Source organism: Streptomyces sp. NPDC047022, assembly GCF_040644155.1.
Taxonomy (GTDB): domain Bacteria; phylum Actinomycetota; class Actinomycetes; order Streptomycetales; family Streptomycetaceae; genus Streptomyces.
This window is the reverse complement of record NZ_JBEYVV010000007.1, coordinates 157,173-176,317: the sequence shown is the minus strand read 5'-3', so window position 1 is coordinate 176,317 and position 19,145 is coordinate 157,173. Positions and strand designations below refer to the sequence as shown.

General features: G+C 70.3%; 17 protein-coding genes. 14 read left to right on the top strand and 3 right to left on the bottom strand.

What is annotated here, in order from left to right:
- The first annotated feature begins 12 nt into the window (after positions 1-12).
- Positions 13-1,989, top strand: a complete 1,977-nt coding sequence (thrS, locus tag ABZ845_RS11100) for a threonine--tRNA ligase (protein WP_360976240.1) — start codon at positions 13-15, stop codon at positions 1,987-1,989.
- Positions 1,990-2,020: 31 nt separating this feature from the next.
- Here the strand turns inward: thrS and ABZ845_RS11095 are convergent, their stop codons facing one another.
- Positions 2,021-2,683, bottom strand: a complete 663-nt coding sequence (locus ABZ845_RS11095) for an ion channel (RefSeq protein ID WP_360976237.1) — start codon at positions 2,681-2,683, stop codon at positions 2,021-2,023.
- A gap of 67 nt (positions 2,684-2,750) precedes the next feature.
- Between ABZ845_RS11095 and ABZ845_RS11090 the strand changes: the two genes are divergently transcribed.
- Positions 2,751-3,311 carry an HIT domain-containing protein gene (locus tag ABZ845_RS11090; RefSeq protein WP_360976234.1) on the top strand — a complete coding sequence of 187 codons (561 nt, stop codon included), beginning with the start codon at positions 2,751-2,753 and terminating at the stop codon, positions 3,309-3,311.
- Positions 3,312-3,504: 193 nt separating this feature from the next.
- Here the strand turns inward: ABZ845_RS11090 and ABZ845_RS11085 are convergent, their stop codons facing one another.
- Together ABZ845_RS11085 and ABZ845_RS11080 are read right to left on the bottom strand one after the other, a co-directional pair.
- Positions 3,505-5,163, bottom strand: a complete 1,659-nt coding sequence (locus ABZ845_RS11085; RefSeq protein ID WP_360976231.1) for a hypothetical protein — start codon at positions 5,161-5,163, stop codon at positions 3,505-3,507.
- Positions 5,164-5,374: 211 nt separating this feature from the next.
- Entirely contained in the window at positions 5,375-7,573 is a 2,199-nt protein-coding gene (locus tag ABZ845_RS11080; protein WP_360976228.1) for an elongation factor G-like protein EF-G2, read from the bottom strand.
- A 328-nt stretch (positions 7,574-7,901) separates the two neighbouring features.
- Here ABZ845_RS11080 and pgsA point away from each other — a divergent pair, with 328 nt between their 5' ends.
- The 12 genes from pgsA (at position 7,902) to secD (ending at position 19,145) form a co-directional block, all read left to right on the top strand.
- Positions 7,902-8,600: a phosphatidylinositol phosphate synthase gene (gene pgsA / locus ABZ845_RS11075; RefSeq protein ID WP_360976225.1), complete on the top strand. Its 699-nt coding sequence runs from the start codon at positions 7,902-7,904 to the stop codon at positions 8,598-8,600.
- Between the two features lie 37 nt (positions 8,601-8,637).
- Positions 8,638-9,570 (top strand): phosphatidylinositol mannoside acyltransferase, encoded by a 933-nt coding sequence (locus tag ABZ845_RS11070; RefSeq protein WP_360976222.1) that lies wholly within the window; start codon positions 8,638-8,640, stop codon positions 9,568-9,570.
- Complete coding sequence (locus ABZ845_RS11065; RefSeq protein WP_360976219.1) at positions 9,567-10,727, top strand: glycosyltransferase family 4 protein; 1,161 nt, start codon at positions 9,567-9,569, stop codon at positions 10,725-10,727. Before ABZ845_RS11070 ends, ABZ845_RS11065 begins: the two co-directional genes overlap by 4 nt.
- A 254-nt stretch (positions 10,728-10,981) precedes the next feature.
- Positions 10,982-11,545, top strand: coding sequence for a hypothetical protein (locus ABZ845_RS11060; RefSeq protein ID WP_360976216.1), 564 nt, complete (start codon positions 10,982-10,984; stop codon positions 11,543-11,545).
- Positions 11,546-11,742: 197 nt separating this feature from the next.
- Positions 11,743-12,654: a pyridoxal 5'-phosphate synthase lyase subunit PdxS gene (gene pdxS, locus ABZ845_RS11055; protein ID WP_360976214.1), complete on the top strand. Its 912-nt coding sequence runs from the start codon at positions 11,743-11,745 to the stop codon at positions 12,652-12,654.
- 20 nt (positions 12,655-12,674) lie between these two features.
- Complete coding sequence (pdxT, locus tag ABZ845_RS11050) at positions 12,675-13,280, top strand: pyridoxal 5'-phosphate synthase glutaminase subunit PdxT (RefSeq protein ID WP_360976211.1); 606 nt, start codon at positions 12,675-12,677, stop codon at positions 13,278-13,280.
- A gap of 49 nt (positions 13,281-13,329) precedes the next feature.
- Entirely contained in the window at positions 13,330-14,082 is a 753-nt protein-coding gene (locus ABZ845_RS11045) for a YebC/PmpR family DNA-binding transcriptional regulator (RefSeq protein ID WP_360976208.1), read from the top strand.
- A gap of 127 nt (positions 14,083-14,209) precedes the next feature.
- Complete coding sequence (ruvC, locus tag ABZ845_RS11040; protein ID WP_360976205.1) at positions 14,210-14,740, top strand: crossover junction endodeoxyribonuclease RuvC; 531 nt, start codon at positions 14,210-14,212, stop codon at positions 14,738-14,740.
- Complete coding sequence (gene ruvA / locus ABZ845_RS11035; RefSeq protein ID WP_360976202.1) at positions 14,737-15,342, top strand: Holliday junction branch migration protein RuvA; 606 nt, start codon at positions 14,737-14,739, stop codon at positions 15,340-15,342. Before ruvC ends, ruvA begins: the two co-directional genes overlap by 4 nt.
- A gap of 76 nt (positions 15,343-15,418) precedes the next feature.
- On the top strand, positions 15,419-16,513 hold the full coding sequence (ruvB, locus tag ABZ845_RS11030) for a Holliday junction branch migration DNA helicase RuvB (RefSeq protein WP_360976199.1): 1,095 nt from the start codon (positions 15,419-15,421) through the stop codon (positions 16,511-16,513).
- 164 nt (positions 16,514-16,677) lie between these two features.
- Entirely contained in the window at positions 16,678-17,178 is a 501-nt protein-coding gene (gene yajC / locus ABZ845_RS11025; RefSeq protein ID WP_360976196.1) for a preprotein translocase subunit YajC, read from the top strand.
- A gap of 134 nt (positions 17,179-17,312) precedes the next feature.
- Positions 17,313-19,145 (top strand): protein translocase subunit SecD, encoded by a 1,833-nt coding sequence (secD, locus tag ABZ845_RS11020; protein ID WP_360976193.1) that lies wholly within the window; start codon positions 17,313-17,315, stop codon positions 19,143-19,145.

Sequence of the window (19,145 nt, the reverse complement as noted above, 5' to 3'; positions counted from 1 at the left end):
CAGGAGAGACCGGTGTCAGACGTCCGTGTGATCATCCAACGCGATTCCGAGCGGGAAGAGCGCGTGGTGACGACGGGCGCTACGGCCGCCGAGCTCTTCGCCGGCGAGCGCTCGATCATCGCCGCGCGCGTGGCCGGTGAGCTGAAGGACCTCGCCTACGAGGTGCGGGACGGCGAGACCGTCGAGGGTGTCGAGATCACCTCCGACGACGGCCTGAGCATCCTGCGTCACTCCACCGCGCACGTCATGGCACAGGCGGTGCAGGAACTCTTTCCCGAGGCGAAGCTCGGCATCGGCCCGCCGGTCAAGGACGGCTTCTACTACGACTTCGACGTCGAGAAGCCGTTCACGCCTGAGGATCTCAAGGCCATCGAGAAGAAGATGCAGGAGATCCAGAAGCGCGGCCAGCGCTTCTCACGCCGCGTGGTGACCGACGAGGCCGCCCGCGAGGAGCTGGCGAACGAGCCGTACAAGCTGGAGCTCATCGGCATCAAGGGCTCCGCCTCGTCCGACGACGGCGCGGAGGTCGAGGTCGGCGCCGGCGAGCTGACGATCTACGACAACCTGGACGCCAAGACCGGCGAGCTGTGCTGGAAGGACCTCTGCCGCGGTCCCCACCTGCCCTCCACCCGGAACATCCCGGCGTTCAAGCTGATGCGCAACGCCGCCGCCTACTGGCGCGGCAGCGAGAAGAACCCCATGCTCCAGCGCGTCTACGGCACCGCCTGGCCGTCCAAGGACGAGCTGAAGGCGTACCTGGACTTCCTCGCCGAGGCCGAGAAGCGCGACCACCGCAAGCTGGGCAGCGAGCTCGACCTGTTCTCCATCCCGGAGCAGATCGGCTCAGGCCTCGCCGTCTTCCACCCCAAGGGCGGCATCGTCCGCCGCGTGATGGAGGACTACTCGCGCCGCCGCCACGAGGAAGAGGGCTACGAGTTCGTCTACACCCCGCACGCGACGAAGGGGAAGCTCTTCGAGACCTCGGGCCACCTGGACTGGTACGCCGACGGCATGTACCCGCCCATGCAGCTCGACGAGGGCGTGGACTACTACCTCAAGCCCATGAACTGCCCGATGCACAACCTGATCTTCGACGCCCGCGGGCGTTCGTACCGTGAACTGCCGCTGCGCCTGTTCGAGTTCGGCACCGTGTACCGGTACGAGAAGTCGGGCGTCGTGCACGGCCTGACCCGGGCCCGCGGCTTCACCCAGGACGACGCGCACATCTACTGCACCAAGGAGCAGATGGCGGACGAGCTGGACAAGACGCTCACCTTCGTCCTGAACCTGCTGCGCGACTACGGCTTGACCGACTTCTACCTGGAGCTGTCCACCAAGGACCCGGAGAAGTTCGTCGGCTCCGACGAGATCTGGGAGGAGGCCACCGAAACCCTCCGCCAGGTCGCCGAGAAGCAGGGCCTCCCGCTGGTCCCCGACCCGGGCGGCGCGGCCTTCTACGGCCCGAAGATCTCCGTCCAGGCGAAGGACGCCATCGGCCGCACCTGGCAGATGTCGACGGTCCAGCTGGACTTCAACCTGCCGGAGCGCTTCAACCTCGAGTACACGGGCCCCGACGGCTCCAAGCAGCGCCCCGTCATGATCCACCGTGCGCTCTTCGGCTCGATCGAGCGGTTCTTCGCGGTGCTCCTGGAGCACTACGCGGGAGCCTTCCCCGCGTGGCTGGCCCCGGTCCAGGCGGTCGGCATCCCGATCGGCGACGCGCACGTGGAGTACCTGGAGAAGTTCGCCGCGGCGGCTCGCAAGAAGGGCCTGCGCGTCGAGGTGGACTCGTCCTCGGACCGTATGCAGAAGAAGATCCGCAACGCCCAGAAGCAGAAGGTCCCCTTCATGGTCATCGCGGGCGACGAGGACATGGCCGGCGGCTCGGTCTCCTTCCGCTACCGGGACGGCTCCCAGGAGAACGGCATCCCGTTCGACGAGGCCATCGCCAAGATCGCGAAGGTCGTCGAGGAGCGGGCGCAGGTCTGACCCGCACATGGCTTGAAGGCCCCCGGGAGGTTCAGCCTCCCGGGGGCCTTCCGCTGTCGCCCTCGCGCGCGAAGCGCTGCATCAGATACGACGAGAACGAACCCGTCACGGCCCCCAGCAGGGCCAGGCCGCAGCCCATCAGGACGATCGCGACCAGCCGCCCCGGCACCGTCACCGGCACGACATCGCCGTAGCCGACGGTCGAGAGCGTGGAGCACACCCACCACACGGAATCCCCGAACGTGCGGATAGTCGCCCCTGGGGCGCGATGCTCGAAGCGGTACACGGAGAGCGCGGCCCCGAAGCCGAGCAGCAACGACGACAGGCTCGCGTACATCATCACGAGTGCCTGCAGGGACGCCTTGGCCTGCCCGCGGCGGCGCTGGACCGCCTGGTAGACCCGTACGACGCGTACCGGACGAAGAAGGGGCAGCACCACGACCACCGAGTCCAGCCAGTGCCGGTGGACGAAGCGCGCTCCCTCGCCGCTCAGGCGCCAGCGCACCGCGTAGTCGATGACGAACAGCGCCCAGCTCGTGAGCATCACCAGGAGACACAGATCGAGCACCAGCCGGGGCAGGCTGTCCTCACCCAGGACCTGCACCGCGTACGAGCCCAGATACACCAGCGAGGCCACAGCGAGCGGGATGTCCGCCCACCGCTCCCAGCGGGCCATACGGCTGTCGTCGTCCATCGGCCCAGCTTCGCGCGGGACGGATTCGCCCGAGCCCCGGCGACACGCCGCGATCGGGCGAAGCCATATGCTGCACTTCATGACGAGTGAGCCGGAGCAGCAGATCGGAGTGGGGACGCAGGACGCGTTCCAGCGCCTGTGGACGCCCCACCGGATGGCCTACATCCAGGGCGAGAACAAGCCGACCGGTCCGGGGGCCGGGGACGGCTGCCCGTTCTGCTCGATCCCGGCCAAGTCCGACGAGGACGGACTGATCGTGCGGCGCGGCGAGCAGGTCTACGCCGTCCTCAATCTGTACCCGTACAACGGCGGCCACCTCATGGTCGTGCCCTACCGCCACATCGCCGACTACACCGACCTCACGGAGCCGGAGACCGCGGAACTCGCCGAGCTGACCAAGCAGGCGATGACCGCCCTGCGCACGGCCTCAGGCGCTCACGGCTTCAACATCGGCATGAACCAGGGAACGGTCGCGGGCGCGGGCATCGCGGCCCACCTGCACCAGCACATCGTTCCGCGCTGGGGCGGCGACACCAACTTCATGCCCGTGGTCGGGCACACGAAGATCCTGCCTCAGCTCCTGGCCGACACCCGGAAGATGCTGGCAGAGGCATGGCCGACGACATGAGGCCACAGCCCGGGCCGGTTCTTTGAGTCGGTCCGGCGCCTGAGTCCGAGGCGGTCCGGACCGGTTCTTTCAGCCCGTCCGGCGATTGAGGACAAGGCCGTTCAGGCCGGAGCGGGGGCCTGGGGGCGGCAGCCCCCAGGAACGGCCACCCCGTCCAGAGCCACGGTTCGTACCCGGCCGACCGCCGGAGGCACTACGCGTCGTAGACGTCAGCCTTCCGGGGCGCGGCATCCTGCACCAGCGTGCTGAGAAGCGACGACCGCGTCCCGAACTTGTCCGTGTCCACGCCGTTCTCCTCCAGCACCTTGATCGCCGCCGCATGCACCACCCGCAGCACCGGCGTCGCTGCCCGCAACGCGTCGTCCGCCATGAAGCGGTGCCGCCACGGCTGGTCCGCCCACGCATGGCGCAGCCCGAACGGCTCGGGCAGGGTCAACGTGCCCCCGAGCCAGTTCAGCACCGGCGGATACCAGGTGAGCGGGGCACGGACCGCGAGCCGTACCACCTCGTCCGTCGTGACCAGCGGGAGCTTCACCTCACGGGTCTCCCAGAATCTGACCTGCTTCTGCACCTTCTTGACCGGCGCCTCCGGCTTGGTCGTGAACAGCGCGTTCACGGGTCCCAGGGCATGCCCGGTGACCTCGATCCGCAGCGTCTCGTGCAGGACCGTCACCGTGATCAGCATGGTGAGGATCAGCTGCCCGTCCCAGAGCGTCCACTGGACCCCCAGGTAGTGCCGCTCACCGCTGCCGAACTGCTGCTTGTTGCAGATGTCCTGTATCGCGTGGGTCTTGACCTGGTAAGCGTTCACGTCCGTGCCGGTGGGACGGGACACTTCCTTCGCGTTCTCCCCGATCGGGCTCACGATCCAGTGCCGGATCGACGGAGCCGGGAAGCCGCCGGTGTTCAGCGGGCCGCGCTCCAGCATCCGCAACTGGTCGTGGATGGCCCTGATCACGTCCCAGCTGCGGAAGGGGTGGATCTCCTTGCCCGTGTCGCGCGGGATCAGATCCTCCGCGAGGCTCCAGCTGCCCCAGCGGGTGCCCATGCCGAGTATGCCCTTGGGCCCCGCGTAGAAGACCGAGTTGGACTGCTGCTCGGCGCTGAGCCGGGCGAGCGCCTGGCGCAGCCTCTCGGCGGCCGTCTCCCCGGGGCTGCCCGGAACGGCCTCCGGGATCTTCGCGCCGAGGCCGCCGCCGGCGAGCAGGCTGTCCCAGCGGTCGCGCAGGTCCCTCGCGGTCCGCTCGCAGATCTGCCGCGCCCAGAGCCAGCCGACGACCGGCAGGACGACCGCGGCCCGTGCGTACCACCCCCAGAAGCCGTGGAACGGCATACGGATCAGGAAGAGCACGGCGAGGACGCCCACAGCGAACAGCAGGGCCGTGCCGAGCGCCGAGACGCGCCTGTCGTCGCGCCGGGCGACGGTGGCTCGGATCTGGAAGACGAGCAGCCACACCAGCATCCCGGGCAGGAACAGCACCCCGCACAGCACCGTCACGGCCGACAGCCAGTTGTCGCGCTCCCTGCGGATGCGGTGGGATGCCAGGCAGTGCTCCACGACCACCTGGGGCTCGGTGCCGAAGGACTGGATGAGCGGCTTGCGGTCGGCGCCCAGCATCCGGTCCCGTACGGCCAGCGAGAACGCCTCGCCGAGATTGGGCCGGAAGATCTTCGCCCACGGCCGTCCGGGGGTGACCGTCGACTGATGCCATTCGTTGTCCGCGTTCAGAATCGTCTCGACCGTGGCGTCCCGGTAGGCCGCCGAGGCCAGGGCATAGGTCGCCGCCGTCTGCCCGGCGGAGCCCGACAGGGGCACCTGTGCCCCGGGAGTGAAATCGAATCCGTCCGTCACTGCCGCCCCCTCGCCGCCGAACCCGCTTCTGCGGCCTTCCCGACTTCCTTGCGCCGCACACCTGTTGAACAGGCCATCACGCTGATCGTCTCTCAACTCGATCTGGTGATCAGCGTATCCGCAGGTGCCGCCGCCCGTGGGCGGACGGCCGAGAAGCCGCCCGCCCACGTGACGGAGGGGAACACGAGTCCCAACGACGAAGAGCCAGACCCTAGGAGGCCTCCTCCATCTGCTCCCGGACCTTCGCCGCGATCTGCGGCGGCATCGGCTCGTGCCGCGCGTACGCGCGGCTGAAGCGCGCGGTGCCGTGCGAGAGCGAACGCAGGTCCACCGCGTACCGGCTGATCTCGATCTCGGGCACCTCGGCCCGTACGAGCGTGCGGCCACCGGCAGTCTGCTCGGTGCCCAGCACCCGGCCGCGCCGCCCGGACAGATCGCTCATCACCGCGCCCACGTAGTCGTCGCCGACGAGCACGGTCACCTCCGCGACCGGCTCCAGGAGATGGATCTTCGTGTCGGCCGCCGCCTCGCGCAGGGCGAGCGCACCCGCCGTCTGGAAGGCGGCGTCGGAGGAGTCCACGGAGTGCGCCTTGCCGTCGAGAAGCGTGATCCGCAGGTCGACCAAGGGGTGACCGACGGCGACGCCCCTCGCGGCCTGCGCCCGGATGCCCTTCTCGACGGACGGGATGAACTGCCGGGGAACGGCTCCGCCGACCACCTTGTCGACGAACTCGATGCCGGAGCCGCCGGGCAGCGGTTCGACCTCGATCTCGCAGATGGCGTACTGGCCGTGCCCGCCGGACTGCTTCACATGGCGTCCGCGCCCGGCGCACTTGCCGGCGAACGTCTCCCGCAGCGAGACCCGGTGCGGGACCACGTCGACCTGGACGCCGTACCGCGTGCGCAGCCGCTCCAGGGCGACGTCCGCGTGCGCCTCGCCCAGGCACCACAGGACCACCTGGTGCGTGTCCTGGTTCTGTTCGAGCCGCATGGTCGGGTCCTCCGCGACAAGCCGCGCCAGGCCCTGGCTGAGCTTGTCCTCGTCGGCCTTGCTGTGCGCCTGGATGGCGAGCGGAAGCAGTGGGTCGGGCATCTCCCAGGGCTCCATGAGCAGCGGGTCGTCCTTGGCCGAGAGGGTGTCCCCGGTCTCGGCACGGCTCAGCTTCGCCACACACGCCAGATCGCCCGCGATGCAGTGCGACAGGGGCCGCTGCTGCTTTCCGAACGGCGCGGACAGGGCGCCGACGCGCTCGTCCACGTCGTGGTCCTCGTGCCCGCGGTCGGTCAGCCCGTGCCCGGACACATGGACGGTCTCGTCGGGACGCAGAGTGCCCGAGAACACCCGGACCAGCGACACACGGCCCACGTACGGGTCGGAGGACGTCTTGACGACCTCCGCCACGAGGGGCCCGTCCGGATCGCACAGCGCGAGCTCACGCGGCTTGCCGTCCGGCGTGGTGACCGTGAACCCCTCGCGCTCCAGCGGGGTCGGGAAGCCGCCCTTGACCAGCTCCAGCAGCTCGACCGTGCCGAGGCCCTGACGGGCGCCCTCCGCGGCCGGTGCGGCGGCCAGGACCGGGAAGAACGTCCCGCGCGCCACGGCCCGCTCCAGGTCCTGCACCAGCGTGCCGAGGTCGATCTCCTCGCCGCCCAGATAGCGGTCCATGAGGGTCTCGTCCTCGCTCTCCGCGATGATCCCCTCGATGAGCCGGTTGCGGGCCTCGTCGATCAGCGGCAGCTGGTCAGGACCGGGCTCGGACTCCTTGCGCTCGCCCGACGAGTAGTCGAACAGCTTCCTGGTCAGCAGCCCGGTCAGGCCTGTCACGGGCGCGTGCCCGTCGGCCGACTGCGGGCCCCGCAGCGGCAAGTACAGCGGCAGCACGGCGTCGGGATCGTCGCCCCCGAAGGTCTCGGCGCAGATCCGGGTCATCTCATCGAAGTCGGCGCGGGCAGCCTCGAGGTGCGTGATCACGATCGCGCGCGGCATGCCCACGGCCGCGCACTCCTCCCACACCATGCGGGTCGAGCCGTCCACCCCGTCCGAGGCCGAGACGACGAAAAGGGCCGCGTCCGCCGCTCGCAGACCGGCCCTGAGTTCGCCGACGAAATCGGCGTATCCGGGGGTGTCCAGCACATTGACCTTGATCCCGTCCCAGTCGACGGGGACCAGTGAGAGCTGCACCGAGCGCTGCTGCCGGTGCTCGATGTCGTCGTAGTCCGAGACGGTGCCGCCGTCCTCCACACGGCCCGCCCGGTTCACAGCTCCCGCGGTCAGCGCGAGAGCCTCCACCAGAGTCGTCTTGCCGGATCCGCTGTGGCCGACCAGCACCACATTCCGTACGGACGCGGGTTGGTCGGCCGCCGTAGCCCTGCCGGCGGCTCCGGGGTGTGCGTTCGCCTTGTCGCCCATGGCCTTGCCTCCCGTGACGGTGAGGTCACTGCGGGCGCGGACATACGGATGCTCTCCCGCACTTCGCTCGGGAGCCCCGGCGACGGCGGCTCCGATGACGCCCGCGGTGAATTCGAGCTTTGCACTCGCGTCACGGTGCGTCCATACGAACGACGCGATCCCGCCTCCCGGCCGTGCCCGGCCGCCATGATCCGGCCGTATCGGGGCAGGCGGCACGATGTGACACGTAGGGTGCGGGTGCCCGTCCATCGCGTAAACGCGCGCCTGGCTAACATGGGCCAGCCGGTGGCCAGCGGGGCCGCGCGGCTCACCGACCGTCGGGAAGGCCATGCTGAACAAGTACGCGCGTGCATTCTTCACGCGTGTCCTCACACCGTTCGCCGCGTTTCTCATCCGCCGGGGGGTCAGCCCCGACACGGTCACGCTGATCGGTACCGCCGGCGTGATGGCGGGCGCGCTGGTCTTCTACCCCCGGGGCGAGTTCTTCTGGGGCACGGTCGTCATCACCCTGTTCGTGTTCTCGGACCTCGTCGACGGCAACATGGCGCGCCAGCTCGGCCGCTCCAGCCGCTGGGGAGCCTTCCTGGACTCCACGCTGGACCGGGTCGCCGACGGCGCGATCTTCGGCGGCTTCGCGCTGTGGTACGCCGGCAACGGGAACGACAACGTCCTGTGCGCGGTCTCGATCTTCTGCCTGGCCAGCGGCCAGGTGGTGTCCTACACCAAGGCACGGGGCGAGTCGATCGGCCTGCCCGTCGCGGTCAACGGACTCGTGGAACGCGCGGAACGCCTGGTGATCTCGCTGGTCGCGGCCGGTTTCGCGGGCCTGCACAAGTTCGGTGTGCCCGGCATCCAGTGGCTGCTGCCCATCGCCCTGTGGATCGTCGCCGTCGGCAGCCTGGTCACCCTGATCCAGCGCGTCGTCACGGTGCGCCGGGAGTCCGCCGAGGCAGACGCGGCGGCTGCCGCGGAGAAGGGCGAGAATGCTTCGAAGGGGAGTTCGCAGGGGAGCGGGTCCGCGCAGTGACCGGAGCGCGGGACGGGCAGGAGAGCGGGGCGGCGACGTGACGAGCGTCCAGGAACGGCTGACGGACGGGCTGTACGGCCTCGGCTGGAGCACCGTGAAGAATCTGCCCGAGCCGGTCGCGACCCGGCTGGGCCGCGGTATCGCGGACCTGGCCTGGAAGCGCCGTGGCAAGGGCGTGCAGCGCCTCGAGCGCAACTACGCGCGCGTGGTGCCCGGCGCGAGCCCCGAACGGCTCGCCGAGCTGAGCAAGGCGGGCATGCGCTCGTACCTGCGCTACTGGATGGAGTCCTTCCGGCTCCCGGCGTGGAGCGCCGAGCGCGTCAGGAACGGCTTCGACCCGAAGGACCTGCACTTCCTGACCGACGGCCTCGCCTCGGGCCGCGGCGTGGTCCTCGCGCTGCCGCACCTGGCCAACTGGGACCTCGCCGGCGCCTGGGTCACCACCAAGCTGGAGACACCGTTCACCACGGTCGCCGAGCGGCTCAAGCCCGAGACGCTCTACGACCGGTTCGTCGCCTACCGCGAGGGCCTCGGCATGGAGGTGCTGCCGCACAGCGGAGGCTCCGCGTTCGGCACCCTGGCCCGGCGGCTGCGGGACGGCGGGCTCGTCTGCCTGGTCGCCGACCGCGACCTGTCCGCCTCCGGGGTCGAGGTCGACTTCTTCGGCGAGACGGCGCGGATGCCCGCGGGCCCGGCGCTTCTGGCCCAGCAGACCGGGGCGCTGCTGGTGCCCGTGACGCTCTGGTACGACGATTCGCCGATCATGCAGGGGCGGCTGCATCCCCCGATCGAGGTGCCCGGGTCAGGCACCCGGGCCGAGAAGACGTCCGTCATGACACAGGCGCTGGCCGACGCCTTCGCCACGGGGATCGCCGAGCATCCGGAGGACTGGCACATGCTGCAGCACCTGTGGCTCGCCGACCTCGACCCCGCCAAGGCGCCCCGTCAGCCCGAGGAGGGGGAGTCGTGAGGATCGGCATCGTCTGCCCGTACTCCTGGGATGTGCCGGGCGGCGTCCAGTTCCACATCCGCGATCTCGCCGAGTACTTCATCCGCCTCGGCCACGAGGTCTCCGTGCTCGCCCCCGCGGACGACGACACACCACTGCCGCCGTACGTCGTCTCGGCGGGCCGCGCGGTGCCCGTTCCGTACAACGGCTCGGTCGCCCGCCTGAACTTCGGCTTCCTGAGCGCCGCCCGGGTACGGCGCTGGCTGCACGACGGCCGCTTCGACGTCATCCACATCCACGAGCCGACGTCGCCGTCGCTGGGCCTGCTCGCCTGCTGGGCGGCGCAGGGCCCGATCGTGGCGACCTTCCACACCTCGAACCCGCGCTCCCGGGCGATGGTCGCCGCGTACTCGATCCTCCAGGCGGCCCTGGAGAAGATCAGCGCGCGGATCGCGGTGAGCGAGTACGCGCGGCGCACCCTCGTCGAACACCTCGGCGGGGACGCGGTCGTCATCCCGAACGGCGTGGACGTCGACTTCTTCGCGAAGGCCGAGCCCAAGGCCGAGTGGCAGGGCGACACGATCGGCTTCATCGGGCGTATCGACGAACCGCGCAAGGGCCTTCCGGTGCTCATGAAGGCCCTGCCCGCGATCCTCGCCGCCCGTCCCCGGACCCGGCTGCTGGTCGCCGGACGCGGCGACGAGGAGGAGGCGGTGGAGACGCTCCCCGCGCCCCTGCGCTCGCGTGTGGAGTTCCTCGGGATGGTCAGCGACGAGGACAAGGCCCGCTTCCTGCGCAGTGTCGACCTGTACGTGGCCCCCAACACCGGCGGTGAGAGCTTCGGGATCATCCTGGTCGAGGCGATGTCCGCGGGAGCGCCCGTGCTCGCCTCCGATCTGGACGCGTTCGCGCAGGTCCTGGACCAGGGCGGGGCCGGCGAACTGTTCGCCAACGAGGACGCCGACGCGCTGGCCGCGGCGGCGATCCGCCTCCTCGACGACCCCAAGCGCCGCGCCGAGCTCAGCGAGCGGGGCAGCGCCCATGTACGGCGCTTCGACTGGTCGACGGTCGGCGCGGACATCCTGTCGGTCTACGAGACGGTGACGGACGGCACGACAGCGGTGGCAACGGACGAACGCACGGGCCTACGAGCCCGCTGGGGCCTGGCCCGCGACTGACGGATGCTCTTCCCGCCGGGGCCGCGCACCACCAGCCCGTCCGGCGTTTGAGGACGAGGTCGTTGAGGCGGTTGGTCGGGTGCCTGGTTCTCCGGGACGGCTCGTCGGCCGGGGCTGTGCACCATCAGCCCGTCCGGCGTTTGAGGACGAGGCCGTTCAGGCCGATATGACGGTGCGCGCCCCATGGGGCACATCTCCAGCCCGGGACTGCCGCAAGCCACCCAGCCAGGCCAAGCGCCAGCGCCCCGGTAGCCTTGCCGCCCGTGACCGCAACCCTCACCTGGACCCTCGTCGCCCTCGCCGTACTCGTGGCCATCGGCCTCTACCTGAGCTGGACCGCGGGCCGCCTCGACCGGCTGCACTCCCGGATCGACGCGACACGCGCCGCACTCGACGCTCAACTGCTTCGGCGGGCCTCGGTGGCTCAGGAGGTGGCCACCTCCGGTGTGCTGGACCCGGCCGCGTCGATCGTCCTGTACGAGGCCGCGCACGCGGCAAGGCAGGCGGAGGAGGAGCAGCGCGAGGTGGCCGAGAGCGAGCTGAGCCAGGCGCTGCGGGCCGTCTTCGCGGTGACCCAGCAGGTGGAGGCGGTGCGGCAGGCACCCGGTGGCGACGAGGCCGCCCGGGAGCTGACCGAGGCGGTGCGCAGGGTGCCGATGGCGCGACGGTTCCACAACGACGCGGTGGGCGCGGCACGGGCACTGCGGGCGCACCGCAAGGTGCGCTGGTTCCGGCTCGCGGGGCATGCCCCGTTCCCCATGGCCTTCGAAATGGACGACGAGCCCCCGACGGCGCTGACGGACCGTTCCACCGTGTGACACCGCACAAAGCCATGTGGAGCCGCGCACATGCGCCCCACGTGCCCACCACGACGGAGCAGGTGAACTCCACCCGTCACCACCCCACCACCCAGGAAAACGATCCACCGCCTCCTCATTGGCCCTTGCCGTGGCCTGCCGCTCTCACGTTTCCTCGGTCGAGCAGCAATCCCTCTTGCCAGAGTGAGGTCGAACCCGTGTCCAGCACGCTCTCCACCCCCCAGAACCCCGAGACCGGTACCGCCCGCGTCAAGCGCGGCATGGCCGAGCAGCTCAAGGGCGGCGTGATCATGGATGTCGTCACGCCGGAGCAGGCGAAGATCGCCGAAGACGCGGGCGCCGTCGCGGTCATGGCTCTGGAGCGGGTCCCGGCCGACATCCGCAAGGACGGCGGCGTGGCCCGTATGTCCGACCCGGACATGATCGAGGGCATCATCGACGCCGTCTCGATCCCGGTCATGGCCAAGTCCCGCATCGGCCACTTCGTCGAGGCCCAGATCCTCCAGTCGCTCGGTGTGGACTACATCGACGAGTCCGAGGTGCTCACCCCGGCCGACGAGGTCAACCACTCCGACAAGTGGGCCTTCACCACGCCGTTCGTCTGCGGTGCCACCAACCTCGGCGAGGCCCTGCGCCGTATCGCCGAGGGCGCGGCCATGATCCGCTCCAAGGGCGAGGCCGGCACCGGCAACGTCGTGGAGGCCGTGCGCCACCTGCGCCAGATCAAGAACGAGATCGCCCGTCTGCGCGGCTTCGACAACCACGAGCTGTACGCCGCCGCCAAGGAGCTGCGCGCCCCGTACGAGCTGGTCAAGGAGGTCGCCGAGCTGGGCAAGCTCCCGGTCGTGCTGTTCTCCGCCGGCGGTGTGGCCACCCCGGCCGACGCCGCGCTGATGCGTCAGCTCGGTGCCGAGGGCGTCTTCGTCGGCTCCGGCATCTTCAAGTCCGGCGACCCGGCCAAGCGCGCCGCCGCCATCGTGAAGGCGACCACCTTCTACGACGACCCGAAGATCATCGCGGAGGCGTCCCGCAACCTCGGTGAGGCCATGGTCGGCATCAACTGCGACACCCTCCCCGAGACCGAGCGCTACGCCAACCGCGGCTGGTAAGAGGCCCTGGTAGATACCCCATGAACACTCCGGTCATCGGCGTCCTGGCCCTCCAGGGCGACGTACGGGAGCACCTCATCGCCCTGGCCGCGGCCGACGCCGTGGCCAGGCCGGTGCGGCGCCCCGAAGAACTCGCCGAGGTGGACGGCCTGGTCATCCCCGGCGGCGAGTCCACGACCATCTCCAAGCTGGCCGTCCTCTTCGGAGTGATGGAGCCCCTCCGCGCGCGTGTGCGTGAGGGCATGCCCGTCTACGGCACCTGCGCGGGCATGATCATGCTGGCCGACAAGATCCTCGACCCGCGCTCGGGCCAGGAGACCATCGGCGGCATCGACATGATCGTGCGCCGCAACGCCTTCGGGCGGCAGAACGAGTCCTTCGAAGCGGCGGTCGACGTCAAGGGCGTCGAGGGCGATCCTGTAGAGGGCGTCTTCATCCGCGCCCCGTGGGTCGAGTCCGTCGGCGCGGGCACCGAGGTGCTCGCCGAGCACGGCGGTCATATCGTCGCCGTGCGCCAGGGCAACGCACTCGCCACGTCGTTCCACCCGGAACTGACCGGTGACCACCGGATGCACGCCCTGTTCGTCGACATGGTGCGCGCCGGGCGGACGGCGGAGTCCTTGTAGGATCTCTGGCGTTCGTTAAAGAGTTGGGTTACGCGAAGGAGACAGGCAGATGTCCGGCCACTCTAAATGGGCCACGACGAAGCACAAGAAGGCCGTGATCGATGCCAAGCGCGGCAAGCTCTTCGCGAAGCTGATCAAGAACATCGAGGTCGCGGCCCGTTCCGGGGGCGCGGACCCCGACGGCAACCCGACCCTCTTTGACGCCATCCAGAAGGCGAAGAAGCAGTCGGTCCCGAACAAGAACATCGACTCCGCGGTCAAGCGCGGCGCGGGCCTGGAGGCCGGCGGCGCCGACTACGAGACGATCATGTACGAGGGCTACGGTCCCAACGGTGTCGCGGTACTCATCGAGTGCCTCACCGACAACCGCAACCGCGCCGCCTCCGACGTGCGTGTCGCCATGACCCGCAACGGCGGCTCGATGGCCGACCCGGGCTCCGTCTCGTACCTGTTCAACCGCAAGGGCGTCGTGATCGTCCCCAAGGGCGAGCTGACCGAGGACGACGTCCTGGGCGCCGTGCTCGAGGCGGGCGCCGAGGAGGTCAACGACCTCGGTGAGTCCTTCGAGGTGCTGAGCGAGGCCACCGACCTGGTCGCGGTCCGCAGCGCTCTTCAGGACGCCGGGATCGACTACGACTCCGCCGAGGCCAACTTCGTCCCGACCATGCAGGTCGAGCTCGACGAGGAGGGCGCCACGAAGATCTTCAAGCTGATCGACGCGCTCGAGGACAGCGACGACGTCCAGAACGTCTTCGCGAACTTCGACGTCAGCGACGAGGTCATGGAGAAGGTCGACGCGTAACGCCGCCACGAGCCGAACGGGCCGACGGGACATCTCCCGTCGGCCCGCCGCTTTGCGGGCCGTTGTCAGCGGCACCCGATAGCCTGCACAAACGGGCGAACGACGAGAGGGCGGGAGGGCGGGGCGCGTGCGCGTACTGGGGGTGGACCCAGGGCTGACGCGATGCGGTGTCGGCGTCGTGGAGGGCGTTCACGGACGTCCCCTGACGATGCTCGGCGTCGGTGTCGTGCGCACGCCCGTGGACGCAGAGCTGGGCCTGCGTCTCGTCGCCGTGGAGCAGGGCATCGAGGCATGGCTGGACGAGCACCGGCCCGAGGCCGTCGCCGTGGAGCGGGTGTTCAGCCAGCACAATGTGCGCACGGTGATGGGCACCGCCCAGGCCAGCGCCGTCGCCATGCTGTGCGCCGCCCGCCGAGGCATCCCCGTCGCCCTGCACACCCCCAGCGAGGTCAAGGCCGCCGTCACCGGCACAGGACGTGCCGACAAGTCACAGGTGGGTGCCATGGTGACCCGGCTGCTCCGGCTGGACGCGCCTCCGAAGCCGGCCGACGCCGCCGACGCGCTCGCCCTCGCCATCTGCCACATCTGGCGCGCGCCCGCCCAGAACCGACTCCAGCAGGCCGTGGCCCTGCACGCATCGAAAGGCCGTACCGCATGATCGCCTTCGTCAGCGGCCCGGTCGCCGCCCTCGCACCCAACTCCGCGGTGGTCGAGGTGGGCGGCATCGGCATCGCCGTCCAGTGCACGCCGGGCACCCTCTCGGGCCTGCGCATGGGACAGCAGACGAAGCTCGCCACCTCCCTGGTCGTACGGGAGGACTCGCTCACCCTGTACGGATTCGCGGACGACGACGAACGCCAGGTGTTCGAGCTGCTGCAGACCGCCAGCGGCGTCGGCCCCCGCCTGGCCCAGGCGATGCTCGCCGTGCACGCCCCGGACGCCCTGCGGCGGGCCGTCACGACCGGAGACGAGAAGGCGCTCACCGCCGTACCCGGCATCGGGAAGAAGGGCGCCCAGAAGCTGCTGCTCGAGCTGAAGGACCGCCTCGGGGAGCCGCTCGGCGCCCCGGCCGTCGGAGCGCCGGTCACCGCGGGCTGGCGCGACCAGCTGCACGCCGCGCTCATCGGTCTCGGATATGCGACGCGCGAGGCGGACGAGGCGGTCACCGCGGTGGCCCCGCAGGCGGAGACGGCCGGGGGCACCCCCCAGGTGGGCATCCTCCTCAAGGCGGCTCTGCAGACCCTGAACCGGACCCGCTGACCCGGCCGACCGACAGGCGGCCCCCGCGCGCCCGCACCCCATGCGCCATCACGACACCGCGAGGCAGAAGAAACCGATGAACTGGGACGACGAGACCGGCACCCCCGCTCCCGAGCGGCTCGGCGAGCCCGCCGCGGAGCGGCTGGTCGGCTCCGCCGCCGACCGTGAGGACCAGGCCGTCGAGGCCGCCCTGCGCCCGAAGGACCTGGGCGAGTTCATCGGCCAGGAGAAGGTCCGCGAGCAGCTCGACCTGGTGCTGCGGGCGGCCCGCGCCCGTGGCGCCACCGCCGACCATGTGCTGCTGTCCGGCGCCCCGGGCCTCGGCAAGACGACCCTGTCCATGATCATCGCGGCCGAGATGGGCGCTCCCATCCGCATCACCAGCGGCCCGGCCATCCAGCACGCGGGTGATCTCGCCGCGATCCTCTCCTCCCTGCAGGAGGGCGAGGTGCTCTTCCTCGACGAGATCCACCGCATGTCCCGGCCCGCCGAGGAGATGCTGTACATGGCGATGGAGGACTTCCGTGTCGACGTGATCGTCGGCAAGGGGCCCGGCGCCACCGCCATTCCTCTCGAACTGCCGCCGTTCACCCTGGTCGGCGCCACCACGCGCGCGGGCCTGCTGCCGCCCCCGCTGCGCGACCGCTTCGGCTTCACCGCGCACATGGAGTTCTACGGACCCGCCGAGCTGGAGCGTGTGGTCCACCGCTCGGCGAGCCTCCTGGACGTCGAGATCGACACCGCGGGCGCCGCCGAGATCGCGGGACGCTCCCGTGGCACGCCCCGTATCGCCAACCGGCTGCTGCGCCGTGTGCGGGACTATGCGCAGGTCAAGGCGGACGGTGTGATCACCCGTGAGATCGCGTCGGTCGCGCTCGGTGTCTACGAGGTCGACGCACGCGGTCTCGACCGTCTCGACCGGGCGGTCCTCGAGGCTTTGCTGAAACTTTTCGGCGGCGGTCCGGTCGGTCTTTCCACGCTCGCGGTCGCCGTGGGGGAGGAGCGTGAGACTGTGGAAGAGGTAGCCGAACCCTTCCTGGTCCGAGAGGGCCTGCTCGCCCGTACTCCACGCGGGCGGGTCGCCACGCCGGCCGCCTGGGCGCACCTAGGTCTCACCGCGCCACGCGGAGTCACCGGGGCAAACGGACAGCAGGGCCTGTTCGGGGCCTGACGGCGCGGGACTCGCACGGCCAGGAACCCGGGTGCCATGCTGAGCGTTGTTCCATGCGTGTGGACTCGCTTAGACTCCGCCGATGCCGCCCTAGCGGGCGGTGCCGACCACCCCCATCCACCAGGCCGCCGATCGAGCGGTCGTGCGAAGGAAAATTCCGTCCCGTGAAACTCGTGACCCTCCTCCCGTTCATCGTGCTCATCGGGGCCATGGTCCTGATGACGCGTTCGGCCAAGCGCAAGCAGCAGCAGGCCGCCACTATGCGCAATGACATGCAGCCCGGCAGCGGCGTCCGCACGATCGGGGGCATGTACGCGACGGTCAAGGAGGTCAACGAAGACACCGTCCTCCTTGACGCGGGCCCCGGCGTGGAACTGCTCTTCGCGAAGAACGCCATCGGTGCCGTCCTCACCGACGACGAGTACAACCGCATCGTCCACGGCATCGAGCACGACCTGAAGGCCGACGCCGCCGTCGTGCCGGACGACGCCTCCTCCCTCACCGGGACCGACGAGCCCGCCGCCGACGCCTCTTCCGACGCCTCCGACGACAAGCCCGTGGATCTCGGCAAAAAGGACGCGGACGACGCCGCGGACGAGTCCGCCGAGGCGAAGACGGACGCAAGCGAGCCGAAGAAGACCGATGGCGAGGCCGACGCGAAGTAGTCGCACTCCCGGGCCCGAGCGCGGACACGCGCCCCGGTGCCCGGGTTATGCGGTTTTCGCACGGAATCCCGACACAATGGCACGGCCGTCCGCGCGCTGACCTCGCGCGGCGGCCCGAGAGGGAGTACGAGAAGGTGGCAGCACCGAAGAAGGGCCGGAGCGCGAATGCCCAGAGCAAGCCGGGGCGCTCGCTGGCCCTCATCCTGATCGCCATCGCGGCGCTCACCGGAGGCATGTTCGCCTCCGGGCACGACACTCCGCGTCTCGGCATCGACCTCGCCGGCGGTACCAGCATCACGCTGACGGCGGTCAACGAGCCGGGCCAGGCCAACGCGATCAACAAGACCAACATGAACACCGCGGTCGACATCATGAACCGCCGTGTCAACGGTCTGGGTGTATCGGAGGCGGAGGTCCAGACCCAGGGCGATCGCAACATCATCGTCAACATTCCCCGGGGTACGAACTCCGAGGAGGCCCGCAAGCAGGTCGGCACCACCGCGAAGCTGTACTTCCGCCCCGTCCTGGAGAGCGCGGCCTCCGGACAGCCCACCGCGCCCAGCCCCAAGCCCTCCGGCAGCCCCTCGGGCAAGGCGCCCGGCAATCCGGCCCCCTCCGGCAGCGCCGCCCCGTCCGCGAGCGCCAAGTCCTCCGGCGCGCCGAAGCTGTCCGGCTCGACGAGCCCCTCGGCCGGCGCCACCACGCAGGGTCGCCCCGTCAGCGACGCCCTGAAGGCCACCGCGTCCCCGTCGGCGAAGCCGTCCGGCTCCGCCTCCCCGTCCGCGCCCGCCTCTGCGGGCGCCGGCGCCAAGGGGAACCCGTCCCCCAGCGCCTCCCCGTCGGCGAGCGCCGGCGCCTCCGAGGCGGCCGCCAAGCTCCAGGCCGAGTTCGCCAAGCTCGACTGCGCCGACCCGGCCGCTCGCGCCAAGGCGGGCGTGGGCGCCAAGCCCACCGATCCCACCGTGGCCTGCAGCCAGGACGCGAAGCAGAAGTACATCCTGGGACCGGCCGAGGTCGACGGCCAGGACGTGAAGAAGGCCGACGCGGTCTACGACACCCAGGGCGCCGGCGGCTGGAAGGTCACCATGGACTTCACGTCCACGGGGACCAAGAAGTTCGCCGCCATCACAGGCAAGCTCGCGCAGAACCAGCCGCCGCAGAACGAGTTCGCGATCGACCTCGACGGCTCGGTCGTCTCCAGCCCCTACGTCCAGCAGGCGCTGACCACCGGCAACGCCGAGATCACCGGCAGCTTCACCCAGACCGAGGCCAAGGACCTGGCCAACGTCCTGTCCTACGGCGCGCTCCCCCTCTCCTTCAAGGAGTCGAGCGTGACCACGGTGACCGCCGCCCTCGGTGGTGAACAGCTGCAGGCGGGCCTGATCGCCGGCGCCATCGGCCTCGCCCTCGTCGTGATCTACCTGGTGGCCTACTACCGGGGCCTGGCCGCCATCGCGGTGGCCTCGCTCATGATCTCCGCCGTCCTCACCTACGTGATCATGGCGCTGCTCGGCCCGACGATCCACTTCGCGCTCAACCTGCCGGCCGTCTGCGGTGCCATCGTCGCGATCGGTATCACGGCGGACTCGTTCATCGTGTACTTCGAACGCGTCCGGGACGAGCTGCGCGAGGGCCGGTCCCTGCGTCCCGCCGTCGAGCGGGCCTGGCCGCGCGCCCGGCGCACCGTCCTGGTCTCCGACTTCGTGTCGTTCCTCGCCGCGGCGGTGCTCTTCATCGTCACCGTCGGCAAGGTCCAGGGCTTCGCGTTCACGCTCGGACTGACCACGGTCCTCGACGTCGTCGTGGTGTTCCTGTTCACCAAGCCGCTGCTGACGCTGCTGGCCCGCACGAAGTTCTACGGCGGCGGCCACCCCTGGTCCGGCCTCGACCCCAAGCGACTCGGTGCGAAGCCCCCGCTGCGCCGTACCCGCCGTCCCTCCGCCCCCGTCGACCCGAAGGAGGCGTGA